Consider the following 18236-nt stretch of genomic DNA (forward strand, 5'->3'; position numbering starts at 1 on the left):
TAAAAAAAGGCCATTCTACAGAAATAGAATAGCCAAAAATAAACCCACCTATTGAATAGTTGAACTTTTGGCAACCCGGCTGTCATGGCATAATGCTTTAGACCCGTGGCTTTGCGTCCCTATCTTTCAATAGGTTTGCCTTTTTCATAATCATTACTATAATTATAAATATTTTTTACCATTTATTCAACAATTTTCATCCTTTTTCGCGGTTATATATGAGCTTAATTTCCCATGTTAATACAGCATCCTTGCTGGGAGGAAAAACTATTATTTTCTTGTTAATCAATCGTTTGATTAAATTTATAATTCCAGTCCTAGCGCTTGTTGTCCCTACTTTTTATTTATTTAATTAATCGTTTAATTAATTTCTGTCTATTTGTCGCGCTTCACCTAGTGCAGTTGTCTAAAACACAAATGAGGGTCAGTCCCCCAGCGCTTTACCACTGTACCGCGCCGGGGGACTGACCCCACCTTCCTTTTTGCTTGCATTACTCCATAGAGTTTATATATTGATCTCTTACAATGTGAGTAATACCAATCTTATTAAGATAATTCACCGGGCATAGGAATGTTATTGTTGCTACTCCCGGGTGTCTGCCAATTTCAATAGAGCCGGTAATAGTGGCTCGGTTCATGACTTCTGGAACGGAAATGCCAAGAACATCTGCCGCTCTTTTTAAACCGTTTTCTGTTGCGTCATTTAAGTTGGCTCCAGTACCGATAAATGAAATAGGGAGTGACTCCTCTAGCTTTTTGACGTCCCATTGTTGCGCTACACCTCTAGCTATTTCTTTTTCCTTTTTCGTAATGGGCTTTGCAAGGTAAGGAAGGTCTTCTTCGACAGGCAATAGAATTGGTCCATCAATATTTAGCCCTTTAATGACCTTCACCTGCAGATTTACGATACCTGCTACATCAGCCGTATGCCCTGCTATTTCACCATCACCTTGCATGGCGTGCATGTCACCAAGGTAAATGCCGCCACCCGGCACTTTTACAGGACAAATAAGAACAGCGCCTTCCCGTACCCGATTAATATCCATATGACCGTCAGTTCGATCCTCTAATTGTTCCTTTGTTAGTTTGTATTCATGCGGGGCTCCTAACAAGAATTGGCCAAAGTCCCCTGCATTGTGAGAGTCAGGAAACGGTCTGGAAGGCGTTGTTCCAAGCTGTCCTAAAAACGGACGCAATCTCGCAACCGTTCCTACTAAGTCATGTGGTGCAATAGTTACGATAGGGTTCTGTATGGATTGTTCGGGTGTAGCCATGTATGAACGACCTTCTTTTGCAATTTCCTCAGCCGCTTCTTTGTGTAAGGTAACCCCTACATTGCGATTTGAATCAAAAGCTATCGTGTATCCATTCGTAAATACAAAAGGAACTACATCTATGCCGCATTCTGCACATCGAATCGATTCCTTGCCTATTCCTTCAATAATAGTCTCAGGATTGATGGTACCGCACTCGGGACATTTTCCTGCAACAAACGGATCACCTAAATATCTTCCATCAACCGGTTCATCATTTCCAGATGCAGTCGCAGCAGAAGTAACTCTAATAGATTTGATTTTAATGGCAATCGCATCGCCCACTTCCGCTCCTTCTACAAATACAGGTTTGGTTACCTCGTGGCCCCCGCGAATTGCAGGTGTAATCATCGGTCCCCAGCAACCAGGAGCAGTATTAGCTACAATATGCCCGCCATCCTTTACAGGTCCCAGCATTTCATTGTTAGGATCTAAAATACCATTCGTGAACTCATTGACAAATACAGTTTGTTTCGCACTCATCTTTCTTCCCCCAACCCTTCTCTTTAAAATAGATTTTCTAGCTAATAACAGTATAGGATACTATGTTTGCGCTTTCAAAAGAACTGTTCTTAAGAAATTAATAAGTTTCTTAATCTGTATTACTATGTTTCTTTCTATACAAATGAAGGTCAGTTCCCCGACCCGCTTTAGTACTTCACCGCACCGGGGGACTGACCCCCCAAATGAAAAAAGCCAGCATATAATAATATAATAATATATGCTAGCTCCTTACTTATTCCTGATCGTGGTCATCCTCATCATCATGGTCTTCATCATCAGATTCTTCTACTTGGTTTTTACCGGAATCCGCTTTGTCTTCTTCTTCTTTTTTGTCCTCAACTTTTACTTCTTTGTCAATTTCCACATGTTTGCCGCTTAAGTATTTAACTTTCGCATCAATTTTATATGTGTTGTCCAATTTGAAGAAAGCCTGGACCTTAGAGATGATATCTTCCTTTGTTAACGTAGAGGAAGCCTGCAGATCTTTCACCAAGGACTCTACCATTTCTTTAGTGACTGTACCTGTTTTATCTTTGACCTGTACGAATGTTTTATTTTTAAGGAGTTTATATTGAATTTGAATACTTTTCTTATGGGAAGTTTTCACATCTACCTTAAATTCTCTTATTTTTTGAGAAAGTTTAACCCCATCTTTGCCCTGCACTTCAGAGCCATCTTTAATTTTATCATTGTCGCTATCAGAGTTGTCAGGCTTTAATCCCAAATCAAGCTCAGCTCCGTTAGTAATTCCATCCTTGTCTGTATCTTCGTCACCATCAACAATTTTATCTTTATCTGTATCAGCTGAAGTAGGATTTAAATTTAACTTATACTCGATCACGTTGATGAGGCCGTCTTTGTCATTATCTTTATTTGCTATATCTTTGCCTGAACTGAGCTTATATTTTACTTCCCATTGATCAGCTATTCCATTTTTATTTTTGTCTGTTACCTTGGGTTTTTGCTCTTTCTTTGACTTGTCATTGCCTTTAGCATCAGCGTTGGACACTCCCTGTGATAGTAGAAGAGTTAATGCAAGTCCTCCAGCAAGTAATTTCTTCGTGTTTTTCATAGCAATCTTCTCCTTATTGATATAGTTTCGGCAGCTGGCTGGCATAGCAATATCATGCGTTAGCCCCTAAAGCTTTGCGTAACCACGTTTCCATAGCTTTGCCTTTTCGTTGTATATCTTTCAAAGCCTTACAACGATTACATTAAATATAATAGATTTTGAATCAATAGTAATAGGTAATTTAGCTTATTTTTGTTAATTATAAAATATTAGTCATTCATATACTGCATGTGAATGGATCTCAAGGATACTCTAAAATTCTTATAGAATTACATCAATCACTTTGTTTATTCATACTTCAGGACCGTATAGAACGTAACACTTTAACACACTAACGCACTGGGGGACTGACCCCCTAAACTTTAAATCTGCCAACTGCCTGATGGAGTTCATCGGCCATATTGGATAGGGCATTTGCAGAGGCCGAGATTTCTTCCATTGATGCAAGTTGTTCCTGGGTTGCGGCAGAGACGTTTTGAGTGCCGGCGGCGGCTGCTTCTGCCACTTGGGAGATTCCCATGACCGACTCAACGACCTGTTCAGTCCCCGCTGTAATTTTGTGGACAGCTGATGAGATTTGCTCGATTTTCGTCCCCATATCGTTTATGGATTGTTGAATCTGGCTAAATGAATCGCCTGCTAAATCGACTATCCCAATCCCTTCATTCACTTCGTTTGTAGCATGTGCCATTGATTCAATTGTCTTGCTTGTTTCCTCCTGAATGCTGGCGATTAATTGAGCAATTTGCTGTGAGGAGTGGGAGGATTGTTCGGCCAGTTTCCTTACTTCCTCAGCTACTACCGCAAATCCTTTCCCATGTTCGCCTGCTCTTGCAGCCTCAATTGCTGCATTCAGTGCCAAAAGGTTCGTTTGAGATGCAATGCTTGTAATCACTTCAATGATTTGGTTAATTTCATTTGAACGGTCTCCTAGCATTTTGATGGAGGCTGAAAGATTGGCAAATGTGTTATTGATTGTGTTCATTTGATTGACGGCCAATTTGATGCTTCGTTCTCCTTCAGCCGCTTTTTCAGAAGTATCAATGGATGCTACATTTACACTATCGGCATTTTCTGAAATACGCTGTACCTCCTGTGCCAATTCAGCAATTCGGATCGAGCTTTCCTCTACACTTTCCATTTGTTTGTCTGTCCCTACTGCGACCTCTTGAATGGTTAACGCAATTTGTTCTGTTGCCTTGCTCGTTTGTTCTGCATTTGCTGTCAATTCCTCAGCAGAGGCTGCAACTTGTTCCGTATTGGTTCCAATTTGATCAATCAGTTCTCGCAGGTTTTTGGACATTTTGTTGAAACTTTTGCCGAGTTGACCCAGTTCATCATTAACGTGAACTTGTATTTCCTCCGTCAAATCTCCTTGTCCAATTTTTTCTGATGCAGTGACCAAAGAGCGCAGAGGTTTTGTAATAGAAGCAATGATAAAGAAAATAAGTACGAAGCCGACAATCAATGAAATACTCAACACAAGGATTGTTTTATTAGAAATCGGCTGGGCCGCTTTTGTTATTTCATCATTATAAAGAGTTCCTACAACCTTCCACCCGGTTAATTCATTAGTGGCAAAAACCATTTTTTTGTCTTGGTTGTCTATGGTGTATTCGAAACTACCCGTTTTTGATTGGTAAATCTTACCTACAAAATCTCCTTCTAATGGGTCTGTTGGTTTTGTTGTGGGATGAACAATGACTTTTTTATCTTTATCAGCAAGGAATGCAAATCCTTCTTTTCCGATATGTGCTTTATTTACAATTGCAGAGATGGTCTCAAGCTTTACTTCTGCTGCTAAAACGCCAGATCCGTCCTTCAACACTTTCGCAACCCCAAATACAAAGTCCCCTGTCGTTTTAGACTCAAATGGGCTTGTGATGACAACTTTACCATTTTGTTTCATGGCCTCCTGGTACCAGGGCCTTTCACGCGGGTCATATCCTTTAGGCATTTCTTTTGCTGGTGCATTAATAAACATTCCATCCTTACTTCCTACATAAATCGTCGAAACTTCTGGATGTTTGGATAGAAAAGGTGTAAGGATGCCTTGTTGCAAAACAGGATTCGAGCCTGTATAGTCCGCTGTGGTTATTTCTTCAGACAAATAAGCAATATTCCTGATTTCCGGTTCGATGAATCGGTCAAGAGTTGAATTTAATAGTTTTGCGGACTCGGAAGCAGACATCGTAATCTGGTTCTCAACAGTTTCTTTTGCAGTTGAATACGATGTCCATCCGATAATTATGCCTGGAACTAACAGGACTAAGGCGAATGAAATGATCAGCCTGTTCCTGATTGATAAATTGAAAATTTTCTTCATGGCTGGGTCCCCTTTTATCTGTTTCTATTAATATCGGAAAATTAAGAAATATATTTATTGAATTTATTTCAAAAGGGTTGCCACACTATAGATCGATAAAAAATACCCAATTGTTTATGAATGGGCACTATTCTCTTCAAACTCGTTGAAAAATTAAGATTCCTATTTTCTCCTTGCTTCTTTTGATAGGTCTTTTTTCCGTAACCCACAGGACCCTTCCCTGCAAATGTATGTGACTGCTCGTTCATCCATTTCCCTTCTTAGGACAAGCTTTCCTCATGCATCCATTTGTTTAGGACAATTCAGGCGTAGCCCCATTCCGCCGCAATACTGATCTTTATTATGGAATGGAGATAAACTTACGGAAACTCTGCGGCTAAATCTGAGGTTGTCCATATCCAAGTAGTAAATGGATCAGAAATGATATTCGATTGAGCATAATCCGCATGGATTCAATCAATGATTTACTCCAAAGACGAAATACATACCCTCCTCTATGTTAATTAAAGGATCAGAAAAAAAACAAACAAACCAAATGTTACAATTTTCTTACATTGGAAAAGTAACTGGTTTACATTCGATTCACCGGTGCTATAATAAGACAGTAGACTTCTAAAATTAAATCTGGTTCACAAGATGTCTTGTCCGTTCGGCATTTGTTCTCATAAATTTAACTCGCGATTCATATCGCTGTTGTTATAGTAGAACACTTGTCTCCCAATTTTCTTGTGGACTAATTTGGCGAAGAAAATGCTCCAACATTTTTTTCGCATTGAAAAAGGGAATTGCCTGGCGGGGCATTTCCCTTTTCTTTGATTATTCAACTATCAGCAGCCGCTTTCCTATGCAAATACCCATCATCTTTTCGTTCGTTGGGTCGAAGGATTTGGTTTCCGGATCCTCCAAAAACCGGAAATCAAGCATATGGAAAACGTTTGCTTACCACATAGTCTTCAGGCTAATCAACAGCCTTTTAAAGAAACGGCGAAAACGATCCCACCAGTGTGTAGAAAAAATTTGAGTCAATCTTACCCATGCAGGTCAGGACAATGAAAATTACCGTCAGGACAAGCACAAATGTGGCTCTTGCAAAGTTCAGTACACTTTGGCTTAGCAAATGCGCATTGTTCATGTCCTTTTTTTTTCGTGCTGACTTTTTAGGTTTGCGTTCTGTTAACGATGATTTGTTTCGCGGGGCTTTAGCAACAGTGGACGTTGTAGACTTAAAATTAAATCGTAGTCTCATCTGTCTGTCCCTCCGCTTGTCCAAATTTTTTCGAACGAAAAGACGGAGTATTTAACCCAACTACTACCATTATTTTACCATTCCATCACTATATTAGAATAAGCCATTCGTCCCTAATAATAAGGAAAATTCAGAAAATTTATTTTTCCACCACCACTTTTTATTTTAGTTTCCCACTCTATCATTTTTTCCTGGTTTACTAGCTAATTAGATTTTAAAAATAGGAAATTCAGTCTATTAATTTTTAATAGAGTATTGTAGAATGTTGTAGAAATAGATTGGAAAAGGTGGGAAAATTTTGAAAAGGTTTAAAATAGGAATCATTGCTTTTTTGTTTTTTATGCTGATGGGTTTCCTTTATACAGATAGAGCTTCAGCCCAGTCTTATATCGTGAATCCTAATAAAACATATACATACTCGCAAATGATGTCGGACATTACAAAACTAAAAAATGCTTATCCTGATCTGATTACTGTAAGGGTCATCGGCAAATCGGAGTACGGCCGCAACTTATATGCCGTATCTTTAGGGAAAGGGCCATCGACTGTGTTCATCAACGGCTCTCACCATGCACGTGAATGGATGACAACCAATGTCAATATGAATATGATTGATAAATATGCGTATGCCTACACAAAAAATCAGAAAATTAATAGCTACGACGTTAGAAAAATCCTAACCAATACCACAGTCTGGTTTGTCCCAATGGTTAACCCTGATGGCGTCACTCTCCAGCAATCCGGATTAAAAGCTTTCCCGGCAAGTGCACACGCAGGTTTAAAAAGGATGAACGGTGGCAGCACTAACTTTACAAGATGGAAGGCGAACGGAAAAGGTGTCGACTTAAACCGTCAGTATAATGTTAACTGGAAAAACCTAGGCGGAGCAAAATCGCCAAGCTATAAAAATTTTAACGGCACGGCCCCACATTCAGCTGCAGAGACAAAAGCGCTCTTAGCATTTGTTACATCAATCTCGCCAGAAATCGCGATCTCATACCATAGCAGCGGCCAGCTTATATTCTGGAATTACCATCAGACAGGAACCCGTTACACGGCAGATTATGCCATGGCTAAAGCGTTAAGCCGCATGACTGGTTACTCCTTGCAACCTGGCAAAAGTACAGGCGGTGGATTCAGCGATTGGTTCTCGCGAGTACAAAAAAAGCGGGCATATACATTAGAAATTGCCCCTTACGCAGGTGAAACAAATGTTCCGCTGAGCAGGATGTCGAGTGTTTGGCGACAAAATGCTGCGGTTGGTTTATTAACCGCCCAGGAAGGCGGGAAAATTTACGACACTCGTAAGCTAGGCGAAAGCCAGGCATTGGAGAAAAAGATCAAAGCTTACGATGCAACAGCAAAGAAACTGCAAACCTATTATGAAGGTAAAGTCAAGACCGTGAACCATTTAGTGATCGAAACTGCGCACCAGGATTTATATAATAAGGTGAGCAATGAAGTTAAGAAAAATGAAGCAGCCATGACTAAGCTGCCAAGCAAATACCGTTCACGCCCGACAACTGCATTGACAACAGCCAAGTTACATAGAGACCGCTCTATTGCTTTCATCAATGCCGTAAAAGAAGGCGACAAGCTTAATGCAAGCAATAAGACACTTACAGGCTATTTTGCACGCGGAACTCTAAATGAAGCCACAGTAGCTCACTACCAGAACTTCGTAAAAACCATTCCTGCCGTTACTAGCAAGGTAGCGAAGATGTATGGAACTTCGGTTAAGAACTTAGCTACGGCCAAATATCTTAACCCTGCCAATCTGTCCAGGGATAATTTCAAGTTTGAAATTTCAAGGTATCAGCTGATTGTCCAAATGGAACAGCAATTGACAGCGAAACAATTTGAGGCAGTGAAAGCGAATTTGGCTGAGTATGATAAGCTTACTGTTGAGTCAGCAGCATTTAAGGAATCAAAAGGTTTAAAACCATACAGTGCAACCGAATCTATGTTAGCATCCAAAAAGGACGCAATTGCACTTGAGCTTTCAAAACAACAGGCTGAGCAACCAAACCAGCAGCCTGAAAATTCGCCAGTGGAAACAACTAATCCTATTACTAAATAAGCAGTAAAAAAGCGAAGACATTGGCATAATGTCTTCGCTTTTTATTATCGTTTATTTAACTACAGCCGTTACGACCTTTTTATTTTTCGCCGAATCTGATGCATTTATCGTCAGTTTCGTCACCTTTTTCTGAGCTTTGATAGCGACTTTATAATAGCCTTTGGAATCCGCATAAGCTTTTCCTAATAGGATAGAACCACTCTTCACTTCTACGAGGGCTCTTGCCTCGGTTTTCCCGTTTACGGTTTTGGTATTTCCATAGAGCGGGGATACTGACAAGGTGTTCGGCGGCGTTTTATCCTTCACGAACAATTCAGTAAAGCCGCCTTGATTGCCAGCGGGATCAACTGCACATACAGCTATATACGTACTTGCCTTTTGGGTTTTCACTTTTACCGAGAAATTCCCGGTTGGTCCTGCCAGGGTACCATTATTCACCCAATCGTCCCCCACTTGGACCCAAACGTACGAACCTGGTTCAGCGTTTCCGCTTACAACGGTATCATTATCATCCACAGACACGACTGTTGGCTTAGCTGGTGGAGTTTCATCCACTACAGTTACCGTTGCACTTCTGCTTCCATTTCCTGTGTTCTCTTCAGCAGTAACCGTCAGCTTCGTCCCGCCCTTTTGCTTGGGAATCTTAATCGTAAAGTCCCCAGCAGAATTAGCAAGACCACTTCCAATTGTTCCACTGCTTGTCTTAATGGAAATTTTAGCATTTGCTACTGTTTTACCTTTTAGGAATGTATCCTTATCACTTACCTTATTAACAGAAAGAGACATTGGCACTGGTGAAGTAACAGGTCGGCTCGCATTGGAGCTAAAAAAGGTATACGAAATATTGGAACCTTTATCCACCGGATCGCTTGGCACCGACCCAACCTGCTTTACAATGGAGCCTCCCCCAAATAACAGAGGGTTGGATGCGCCGTTGTAGATTCTTGGCTTGATCTCATCAAATGCAGGATTCCCTTTAAAGCCAAACAGCCCCTTGTCTTCCTTTAACAACAAAGCCCCCCTGAAGCTGGTCATAAATTGTCCAAAATCCATGGATGGGTCAATATATTTTTTTACTACCTGTTCGACTGCACGGTAATCATTATCCTGGTTTTCTATGATTTCTTTAAAAATGCTGTTCCCTTGACCGATTTGTACATTTAAATATTGTCCGAACAAATAAGATAAGGCGTAGTTGGACAAAATATCCCCATCATAATCCCAGTACAGTATGGAATGGCCGTTTTTATTCGATTCAGATTGATTATAATAGTCGATTCGGTCGGCTAATGCCTCACCTGTATACATTTGTTCAGCAGCCATCGACAAAGCTTCATCCAGCCATACATCCATGCTTTCTCCACTATTCTCTATCAACACATTTCGGTTAAAATTCACCATATGCTGAAATTCATGTACCAGTGTTGTATAAGCCTTTGTAACATCTTTGTAAGCATTCAAGCCCATTAACGGATAAGTATCGATGTAAAAAACCTCTGACTGATTTGAATTACTTACATCAAATAAGTCTCTCGCATAAAAATACCCGGCATAGAAGCCGCCTGTTCCATTAAATCCATCCTGAATGTCGTAGCATAAAATATCTACTTTTCCATTGCTGTCGACATCGGATTCAACTCCGAAATTTTCTGTGACCATCTCATGGATTTTTGTATCAAATTCCTGTCCCAATTGTTCTGCTTGTTCTTTCGTAATCTGCTTGTTATGGACCCAGACATTTGTTTTTGAACCGCTATAATTCAATTCTGCTGTGAGTGAATAATCGCGTTCTGTTCTGAAATCTGTCACCCAAAAAAGCTTAGTGCTGCCCACTTTATAAACAGGCTTAATGGACGCCCGCTTTATACTCTTTTTTAACGCCGGTGTGATTGTATAAGGACGGTTCAAATCCATTTTATACGCTTGCGGCTTCAAACTTTTGTTCATGGTTATCTCTTTATTGTAAGGAGTAAGATTCCCTATATCCTGAACGTTGTCTGCCACTACAGACTCATTGCTAATCAATAGATAGTTTTGCGAACCGCTGCTTTCTACCACTCTCACATTCTTCGTCGCTTGTCCCTCACCATAAGCATCAACCGGAAAACTAACCAACACGGAGACCATTGCCAACACCAAGATACGCTTAAGCATTCCTACTTAGACTCCCCCCGATTTAAATCTATTGACCTATCTTTTTTATCGCCAGAAAGAGTAAATAATTAAGGGGGTCTACGTAAGGGGGTCAGTCCCCCACTGCTGTAAAGCTTTAACGCAGCGGGGGACTGACCCCTTCTTTTTAATGTCATAAAACTCTCTATTGATTTATAATGTCATAGAAGAAATCGACCAGGAGAAACTCTATGAAAAAACGGAAGCGGAAGAAAAAATCTAATAAGACCCTTTTTATGCTGCTAATCTGCCTTTTTGCTTTTATAGCCTTGTTGCAGGTTGTCGAGATTCCGATTCAACAGGACTCATCTTCCATCTCAAAAAGGGAATTCGGCGATCCTTTTGCAGATGCCAAGAAGTATACTTCTCTAATTAACAGCGAATTAGCAAAGTATCATCTTGAAGAATACACCATGGTTCTTGTGGCCTTAATGCAGCAGGAAAGCCGCGGTCTAGGCGGGGATCCAATGCAGGCTTCCGAATCAGCGGGGCTTGCTCCAAATTCTATCAAGGATCCGAAGCTAAGCATTCAGCAAGGAGTCAAACATTTTCATAAGGCAGTGGCTTACGGAAAACGCAAAAATGTGGACTTTCCGACAGTTATCCAGGCCTACAACATGGGTATTGGGTATATAGATTATACCGCCCAGCATGGAGGGAAACATACTGAGGAGTTGGCCAAGAAATACTCCATGCTCCAAGTAAACAAAAAACCGAATACCTATAATTGCGGGGGGAACAAAAGCAATTTCCGTTACCCTTACTGCTACGGAGATTTCACATACAGCACGAAGGTGGCAAAAAATATAGAATCGCTTTCTGACAGTGTTCCTGCTAACGCTGGGACTTCAACCTATGAATCTTTCTAATCTATTTGGGCACATAATAAATGCGGAAACATTGCTGATTGCAGGAGGTGTGAGATTTAACTCCACCTCTGATGCGGTTTTCGCCTTTCTCATCAATGTGATTTATGGCATAAACAGGCCGCATGCATTTCTAGTCAGTATGGCCCTCACATCAATCCTCTGATAATGAAAATTAAAATCCAATGGACTTTACATAAACTCCATGATTCGCCAGCACCATATGTAACGCTAAATATATGTTCAACCAGGTGGCATTTACTTTATGAAGGTCACTTTGCTTGCCTGCTCTTTGAATTTTATCCTTCATGCCCTCAATGAAAGACACTTTGCTTGCGTGATATTATGATTTTGTCCTTCATATCCCCGATGAAAGACATTTTTCTTGCCTGATCTTTCGAATTTGTCCTTTATATCCCCGAGCGTCCATCTTAATGAAAAACAGCAGGCTTTTATGATGATTTTAAACAAAAAAATAAACAGAAACTCATTTAATCAATCGTTTGATTAAATGGCTATGCTGATTATTTTAGTTCTAATCTTCTATTTATTAATAGCACGAAAGTACAATCCACAATGAAATGGATTTAACCGGTCTTTTTGATATTGGTGATAAAGTGAATAAGCATCTTTACATCTTCAGGCTGCAGCTGCTGTTCCTCAAACAAATTAATGACAGTTTTCCACTTGTTCAGCAGTTGATTTTCCGTAGTGAAGTAATTTGAAAAATCCATTTCCAATGCTTCCTCAATTGCTTTTAAATGCTTTTCACTGGGCGGCGTAAAACCGGTCTCGATTTTACAAATAAAGGTACTGGACACCCCAAGCTTCTCAGAAAGCTGATTCTGGGTCATGTTCAGTTCCTTTCTTCTTCGTTTAATGACATCACCAATAATCCTCATTTCTATCCCAGCCTTTTTTATATTTATTTATATTTACGTAATTATACATGATAATCGCAGTGAATATTTACTTAACTTTGAAATTTTTGTTTTTTCTTACATTAATTTTAAACATCATTCCGTAAACGGCAATATATTTTTTCAGTAAAACATTTTTTAAAGAAATTAAAAAGCGAAGAAAACCAAAACGCATATAAACAAACCTATAAAATGAAGCGAGCTTATTCCACCTAATGTTATTTAAAGATAACAAAATATTGATAACCATCTGTTGTTTCTTGATAAGCACCCTTTTTTCCTCTATTGTAATGCAGTAAGGACGACTGATTCTTACCGCTTTAACCAATACTGCGAAGAGGGACTCCCCCCGCTTTAACGCGTTATCGTAGCGGGGGACTGACCCCATCATTCGCCCCTTCATTTTAAGAATTCTTTTAAGGCGGTTCGATTTTTTTCTATGTCCAATTCAAGGACGCTTCCTGCATGTTGGTATCTCCTGTTTTCAAACGAGTGATCTACAGGGATTCTAAATGTTATGATTTCATTATTGTTTCGATTAAGGAAGTAAGGAGAGATGATCGATAGCATGGTGGTTTTCTTCATATTAGTAGAGATATATGGCTGGATCGTGCCGAGCATTCCTGGAATCTTGACTACCCCTTGAACAGTTAGGACTTCATCCGCTATGCTTTTTATCACTGCCTGCTGGCGTTCTACCCTGCCAAAATCGCTTTGGGCGTCCTTCCTGAATCTTACGTATGCCAGCAACTCTTGGCCATGGAGCTTCTGTCTTCCCGGGTTGAAGGTAATGCCAGTACCTCCATACATACTCTGAGGTACGTCAACGGTAATGCCTTCTGGAAAAGCGGTATCCACCATTGCAGCAAAACCATCAAAGTCGATAAGAGCATAGTATTGTAAATTAACATCGAAATTTTCTTTAATTGATTTTCTTAACAATTCCGTTCCGCCTATCGCATAGGCTGCGTTGATTTTATTTTTTCTGTGCCCTGGTATTGTTACATAAGAATCGCGCATAATCGAAACCAATTTTGACTCTTTCGTGTCAGGGTCATATTGGGCGATCATAATCGTATCTGTCCTTGAAGCTCTTCCGTCTCTTGAGTCCACACCGAGCAGCAATATATTTACCTTTCCGAATTCATCCTCCACTCCATTGAATTCAAATTCCTCATTGTTGAGGTTGGCCTCATCCTGGGCATTTTCCATTCCCTTTTTATACTCATAATAAAAATATGCTGCCATGCCTAAAAAAATTAAAAGCAACACCCAAAACAACAGAAAGAAAACCCTTCTCTTTCCCTTTCTCCGATTACGTATTCTTGTACTCCGTTCAGAATTCTCCATAAAGATACGCACCTTTACAATTTGTAATAACTCCTTTAATTTAACAAACGGCAAATCGGATTACAATTTTTGTAAATTTATCCTTCAAGAATATCCTCCACCGCTTTAACGGTTTACAGCACTGGGGGTCTGACCCCGTGTTTTACTGATTTTTCTCCTTTTCATGAAGGCGATAATTAGCAGGAGCAGCGGGATGATTATTTGAAATGGAAGATGTAATAGTAATGGTACAATTCTTAGTCCTTCCTGCACGTGTTCCGGAAAGTTACTTGCGATTGAAACGGATAGAAATAAGATGACAATGCCAATGGGATAAGCGAGCTGCGATGATTGTTTCACGTTAAATACGTTAGCAGTGCCTATTACGGCTGCATAGAAATAGATGCTTATTTTGAAGAAAATACCTATAATGGAGCCAAGCATGTAGTAAACATCCAGTCTTTCTAAAAAATTGGCGATCTGGATGGACTGTATCGTCGATAGAAGAGGAAAAGGAGAGCGCAAAACAAGGTCAACCCCAAGAACACTGATGTTAACAACCGTTACAATCGTCAGAGCGGCCCCACTCAAGACCAGAGCCAATAAACCGGCGGACTTTGCCTTCTTTGGGTTGTTCAAGTAAGGAAAAATCATAGCAAATACAACTACTTCGCCAAACGGTACATACAATGTCTCAGTTAATGCCACTCTCACTACTGGTTTAAAACCTTCTTCTAATATAGGCTTTAAATGATTAAGGTCGATTAATCCGGAAAAAATAATCAACAAAAGTCCGGTGTTCGAGAGCAATAAAATCATGGCAAAGAGCAACTCGCCCGTTCTCGCTAACACTTCGATTCCTTTGCGTACCGTATATACAACTACTAGCATCAATAAAGCATTAGCGAGAAACAATGGTGTTTCCATATAAGCAAATGACAAGAGCATCTCTCCGAAGTCCCTCAATACCCTTGCCGTAAGATATGAAAAGTAGAGGATATAAAGAAGGGACAGTACCCGGCCTAAAACCTTCCCGACTATTTTTTCCACGTATCCTGTCGGCAGCATGTTTGGATAGTACTGATATAGCCCGTAATAGATAAAAAAGGGAACAATCCCAACTATCATCCCAAGTAAAACGGCAAGCCAAGCGTCCTGTTTTGCTCCTACTGCAAGAGGAATCACAATGGCGCTGCCAAGCTGGAATAAAAACATTAGAACAAACAACTGGTATGTACTGATTTTTGCCTGCTCCACAAATCGTCACCTCCCTTTTGTTGGATAAGTCCACCTACGGTTAAATTTTTTCTTCATGGTAGGCTGACCTCTTATTTTGATTATCGCTTACCGTTTCGGGGGACGAACTCCCTATGTTTCATTTAAAGCGTCACCGTGCTGAGGGTCAGACCCCCACCCCAGCACTTTAGTGCATTACCGCGTTGGGGGACTGACCCCCATCGCGATAGAGAATTACCGTGCTGAAGGAATTGGCCTTAACTTGACCCCAAGTGGTAGGGTTTGTTTCTTAGGCCGGTGCGGCGTATATGAGCGTCCACTTTAATCTGTGCTCTTATTCGGGGAAAGTGATTGTCATCCCAATTGTTTTCTAGCTGTCTCCATGCTTTATGGTTGGATCGGTGCAGCGCCTCACCAAATCCAAAAATATCCGACTTATTTTTCTGAGCACTGGCAATTGCTTTATGTATCTCTGTTTCGATTTCTTTTTCCAATGCCTTTTCTATTTTTAACAATTCACGCGAATTGGCTAGATTGACAGGTACCTTTGTCTCGCCAATATCCCCTTCCGCCCTAACATTAATGGAAATGTCGGGCTGGCCGTTTTTCATACTGGCAGAGACCTTTGTTTTTTGGCGAACCATCTTATAAACAATTGCTTCCTTCTTATTGCCCCAGTCTACACTTATACCTGTTGCTTTCAATTTATCAAGAATCCATAATGTCCCCCTTGCATGTTCCCCTTGAAGCCAATCAACCAATTTGTCGTCTTTAAAGACGGCAATGCCATCCGCTTGGAGGACTGCATCCAGGGCGGTTTGTTGAATATTTTCCATCTTTTTACCCTGTCTGGCATTGCCAACCATGCGAAATCCAGTAACCACGGGTTCTTTTCCGGAAGATACTAGATCCTTCAACAATTCCTGGACGTTCATATTCACATGCTCGCCCCATCTTTTTTCTGTTAATTCCATCGTTTTAATCACTTTATTTGACGGAATCTTATCGACAGCCGTTAATGTTTTTACGATTTCTGCAGCGCTTGACTCACGGGCAATGACAACACGTGCTGTTGACCGGAACTCAGGATCGCGGTCAAGGGCATCCATCATATCTGACAGGCCTTCTTTTTTTGCCAGCTCATCACTGATGACTACCAGATTGGTATGGGCATAGTACAGCCGACGTGATATCTTGGTGGATGCACGGCGGCTTACTTCAACCAAATTGTCGCCAGTCGAAGAATAAACGGATACCGCTGGTCCTTGTCCGCCTCCTCCTCCACCCTGCATGCCTCCTGCTACATTTCCAGGGTTAATGATCTGAAAAGTTCCTACATACCTGCCCTTTTCATTTTTATCAATGCCAAGGGCTGAAACTAATGAGATATCGGTTAACTCTTTCTTGCTCCAGCATCCGGACACAAAACTGATACAGGCCAGCATCAAGAAAACAAATGCCCATTTACGAATCATTTCTGTCACCTTTTCCAGTGTTACTGGTCATAATTCCATTATTTTCAGGGGATTGAGGTCTCGTGTGCTCCCCTTGGCGTATATTGTTTTGCTTGCTGATCAATTTAGCTCTTGTACCCAAGTCCAGCCACGGAAGGCGAACAACCGTATCAGCTACGTTAACTGGGATAAATGGGGCTAGCGGTGCCATATACGGAACACCAAGAGAACGTAAACTGCATAGATGGGCAAGCATCATAATGAACGCCAGAATGATCCCATAAAAGCCGAATGAGGCAGCGCTTAACATAAACAAAAATCGTATCAAACGTGCTGAAATTGCCATTGAAAAGGAAGGAGTTGCAAAACTGGCAATCGCGGTGATCGATACGACAATAACCATGGCGGGTGACACAATCCCCGCCTGTACTGCGGCCTGCCCGATAACAAGGGCGCCAACAATGGAAACCGCAGAACCAACAGCCCTTGGTAAACGTATACCGGCTTCCCGCAAAATTTCAAATGTTATTTCCATAATTAGTGCTTCGACAATGGCTGGGAAAGGCACTGCCTCCCGCTGCGCTGCAAGTGCAATTATCAGCTGGGTTGGAACCATCTCCTGGTGAAAGGTCGTGACCGCAACATATGCAGCGGGGGCAATCAGGGAGATGATAAAGGTTGAGATCCGCAATAACCGCAATGCGGTAGCGATATCAAAGCGGTAATAATAATCGTCGGCCGTTTGAAAAAACTGAACGAATACAGCGGGCGCCAGCAGCACAAACGGAGTTCCATCTATAAAAATAGCAATCCTCCCTTCAAGGAGGTTTCCCGCAACCACATCTGGCCTTTCTGTGTTATAAATAGTAGGAAAAAAAGTAAACGTCTGGTCCTCAATAAGCTGTTCAATATATCCCGATTCAAGGATGCTGTCGATTTCTATTTTTCTCAAACGGCTTCGTACTTCCTCAACAATTTCCTTTTTAGCTATGCCATTGATATACATGATGGCAACATCTGTTTTCGTGACTTTCCCTATTTTCATGGATTCCATCCACAAGTTTGGATTCTTAATGATACGACGTACTAAAGCTGTATTTGTCCCGAGCGATTCTACAAAACCTGCCCTTGAACCACGAACTGAAACCTGGGTGCCTGGTTCTTCAATGGCACGTTTCTCCCCGCCTTCTGTCTTTACACTGAGAGCTTTGTCCAATCCATCGATAAGAATAATTGTTTCTCCCGACATCAAAGACAATAATAACTGGTTCCATTCCGATACCGATTTCACTTTACTGAGGGCAACCAAATCATCAGTAATGACTTCCGTCACATTTTCCAGCGTCAATTTTTCTTGTAAAAAATGATCCTTCATCAATGACTCAACTAAAAAATCATGGATAAATTGTTCATTGACAACACCATCAACATAAACAATGGCCGTTTTCAATTCAGAATTTAGCCCGATTCTTAAACGCCGGGTAACAATATCCGTGCTGTTTCCTGTTCTCTCTTTAATGGTGTCCAGGTTAACAGGCAATGAAAAATCGATTAACTCGGGCTTTTTTTCTGCGGACTGTTTTTGATTATTGGTTTTTTGAGTATTTCCGTTTTTCCTTACCTTCTTACCTCTAAAAAATGAAGGCATAACACAGTACCCTTCCTACTTTTATCTGTATTCTTTCCAGCGTCCAAACGATATATTCAATTTTTACCAC

At 40.8% G+C, this 18236-nt stretch carries 12 protein-coding genes, 1 pseudogene and 2 riboswitches; of the genes and pseudogenes, 2 read left to right on the forward strand and 11 right to left on the reverse strand.

Annotation, left to right across the window (positions count from 1 at the left end; all coding sequences use genetic code 11):
• Nucleotides 1–66 precede the first annotated feature (66 nt).
• Nucleotides 67–150, reverse strand: a riboswitch (cyclic di-GMP riboswitch).
• A 341-nt stretch (nucleotides 151–491) separates the two neighbouring features.
• The 5 genes and pseudogenes from CUU64_RS00510 to CUU64_RS00525 all read right to left on the reverse strand — a co-directional run bounded on the left by CUU64_RS00510 (nucleotide 492) and on the right by CUU64_RS00525 (nucleotide 6461).
• Nucleotides 492–1796 (reverse strand): acetamidase/formamidase family protein, encoded by a 1305-nt coding sequence (locus tag CUU64_RS00510; RefSeq protein WP_101631320.1) that lies wholly within the window; start codon nucleotides 1794–1796, stop codon nucleotides 492–494.
• A gap of 253 nt (nucleotides 1797–2049) precedes the next feature.
• Nucleotides 2050–2889, reverse strand: coding sequence for a hypothetical protein (locus CUU64_RS21635; protein ID WP_142383581.1), 840 nt, complete (start codon nucleotides 2887–2889; stop codon nucleotides 2050–2052).
• 26 nt (nucleotides 2890–2915) lie between these two features.
• Nucleotides 2916–3002, reverse strand: a riboswitch (cyclic di-GMP riboswitch).
• 242 nt (nucleotides 3003–3244) lie between these two features.
• Nucleotides 3245–4192, reverse strand: coding sequence for a methyl-accepting chemotaxis protein (locus tag CUU64_RS23000; protein ID WP_374702690.1), 948 nt, complete (start codon nucleotides 4190–4192; stop codon nucleotides 3245–3247).
• Nucleotides 4184–5215 (reverse strand): annotated as a pseudogene (locus CUU64_RS23005) (HAMP domain-containing protein); the annotation flags it as partial. The pseudogene CUU64_RS23005 and the gene CUU64_RS23000, both read right to left, overlap by 9 nt.
• 973 nt (nucleotides 5216–6188) lie before the next feature.
• Nucleotides 6189–6461 (reverse strand): hypothetical protein, encoded by a 273-nt coding sequence (locus CUU64_RS00525; RefSeq protein WP_101631323.1) that lies wholly within the window; start codon nucleotides 6459–6461, stop codon nucleotides 6189–6191.
• A gap of 298 nt (nucleotides 6462–6759) precedes the next feature.
• Here CUU64_RS00525 and CUU64_RS00530 point away from each other — a divergent pair, with 298 nt between their 5' ends.
• The gene (locus CUU64_RS00530; RefSeq protein WP_180954412.1) at nucleotides 6760–8541 is read left to right on the forward strand and encodes a M14 family zinc carboxypeptidase; all 1782 of its coding nucleotides are present in this window, start codon (nucleotides 6760–6762) and stop codon (nucleotides 8539–8541) included.
• Nucleotides 8542–8592: 51 nt separating this feature from the next.
• Here the strand turns inward: CUU64_RS00530 and CUU64_RS00535 are convergent, their stop codons facing one another.
• Nucleotides 8593–10695, reverse strand: coding sequence for an Ig-like domain-containing protein (locus tag CUU64_RS00535; RefSeq protein WP_101631324.1), 2103 nt, complete (start codon nucleotides 10693–10695; stop codon nucleotides 8593–8595).
• A gap of 209 nt (nucleotides 10696–10904) precedes the next feature.
• Between CUU64_RS00535 and CUU64_RS00540 the strand changes: the two genes are divergently transcribed.
• The gene (locus tag CUU64_RS00540; RefSeq protein ID WP_101631325.1) at nucleotides 10905–11582 is read left to right on the forward strand and encodes a lysozyme family protein; all 678 of its coding nucleotides are present in this window, start codon (nucleotides 10905–10907) and stop codon (nucleotides 11580–11582) included.
• A 584-nt stretch (nucleotides 11583–12166) separates the two neighbouring features.
• Here CUU64_RS00540 and CUU64_RS00545 read toward each other — a convergent pair.
• The 5 genes from CUU64_RS00545 to CUU64_RS00570 all read right to left on the reverse strand — a co-directional run bounded on the left by CUU64_RS00545 (nucleotide 12167) and on the right by CUU64_RS00570 (nucleotide 18166).
• A complete protein-coding gene (locus tag CUU64_RS00545) occupies nucleotides 12167–12481 on the reverse strand; it encodes a helix-turn-helix domain-containing protein (RefSeq protein ID WP_101631326.1) in 315 nt (104 codons plus the stop codon).
• 417 nt (nucleotides 12482–12898) lie between these two features.
• Nucleotides 12899–13849 (reverse strand): LCP family protein, encoded by a 951-nt coding sequence (locus CUU64_RS00555; RefSeq protein WP_101631328.1) that lies wholly within the window; start codon nucleotides 13847–13849, stop codon nucleotides 12899–12901.
• Between the two features lie 105 nt (nucleotides 13850–13954).
• Nucleotides 13955–15085, reverse strand: coding sequence for a GerAB/ArcD/ProY family transporter (locus tag CUU64_RS00560; RefSeq protein ID WP_101631329.1), 1131 nt, complete (start codon nucleotides 15083–15085; stop codon nucleotides 13955–13957).
• A 236-nt stretch (nucleotides 15086–15321) separates the two neighbouring features.
• Nucleotides 15322–16539: a Ger(x)C family spore germination protein gene (locus CUU64_RS00565; RefSeq protein ID WP_101631330.1), complete on the reverse strand. Its 1218-nt coding sequence runs from the start codon at nucleotides 16537–16539 to the stop codon at nucleotides 15322–15324.
• The gene (locus tag CUU64_RS00570) at nucleotides 16529–18166 is read right to left on the reverse strand and encodes a spore germination protein (protein ID WP_101631331.1); all 1638 of its coding nucleotides are present in this window, start codon (nucleotides 18164–18166) and stop codon (nucleotides 16529–16531) included. Before CUU64_RS00570 ends, CUU64_RS00565 begins: the two co-directional genes overlap by 11 nt.
• Between the last annotated feature and the right edge of the window lie 70 nt (nucleotides 18167–18236).

The organism is Bacillus sp. V5-8f (assembly GCF_002863565.1).
In the GTDB taxonomy this organism is placed as follows: Bacteria; Bacillota; Bacilli; order Bacillales; family DSM-1321; genus Peribacillus.

Excerpts from the sequence above, each read along its gene's own strand:
- CUU64_RS00565 (WP_101631330.1), bottom strand. The coding sequence starts at position 16,539 with ATGATTCGTAAATGGGCATTTGTTTTCTTGATGCTGGCCTGTATCAGT.
- CUU64_RS00555 (WP_101631328.1), bottom strand. The coding sequence starts at position 13,849 with ATGGAGAATTCTGAACGGAGTACAAGAATACGTAATCGGAGAAAGGGA.
- CUU64_RS00535 (WP_101631324.1), bottom strand. The coding sequence starts at position 10,695 with ATGCTTAAGCGTATCTTGGTGTTGGCAATGGTCTCCGTGTTGGTTAGT.
- CUU64_RS23000 (WP_374702690.1), bottom strand. The coding sequence starts at position 4,192 with ATGTCCAAAAACCTGCGAGAACTGATTGATCAAATTGGAACCAATACG.
- CUU64_RS00510 (WP_101631320.1), bottom strand. The coding sequence starts at position 1,796 with ATGAGTGCGAAACAAACTGTATTTGTCAATGAGTTCACGAATGGTATT.
- CUU64_RS00545 (WP_101631326.1), bottom strand. The coding sequence starts at position 12,481 with ATGAGGATTATTGGTGATGTCATTAAACGAAGAAGAAAGGAACTGAAC.
- CUU64_RS00570 (WP_101631331.1), bottom strand. The coding sequence starts at position 18,166 with ATGCCTTCATTTTTTAGAGGTAAGAAGGTAAGGAAAAACGGAAATACT.
- CUU64_RS21635 (WP_142383581.1), bottom strand. The coding sequence starts at position 2,889 with ATGAAAAACACGAAGAAATTACTTGCTGGAGGACTTGCATTAACTCTT.
- CUU64_RS00540 (WP_101631325.1), top strand. The coding sequence starts at position 10,905 with ATGAAAAAACGGAAGCGGAAGAAAAAATCTAATAAGACCCTTTTTATG.
- CUU64_RS00525 (WP_101631323.1), bottom strand. The coding sequence starts at position 6,461 with ATGAGACTACGATTTAATTTTAAGTCTACAACGTCCACTGTTGCTAAA.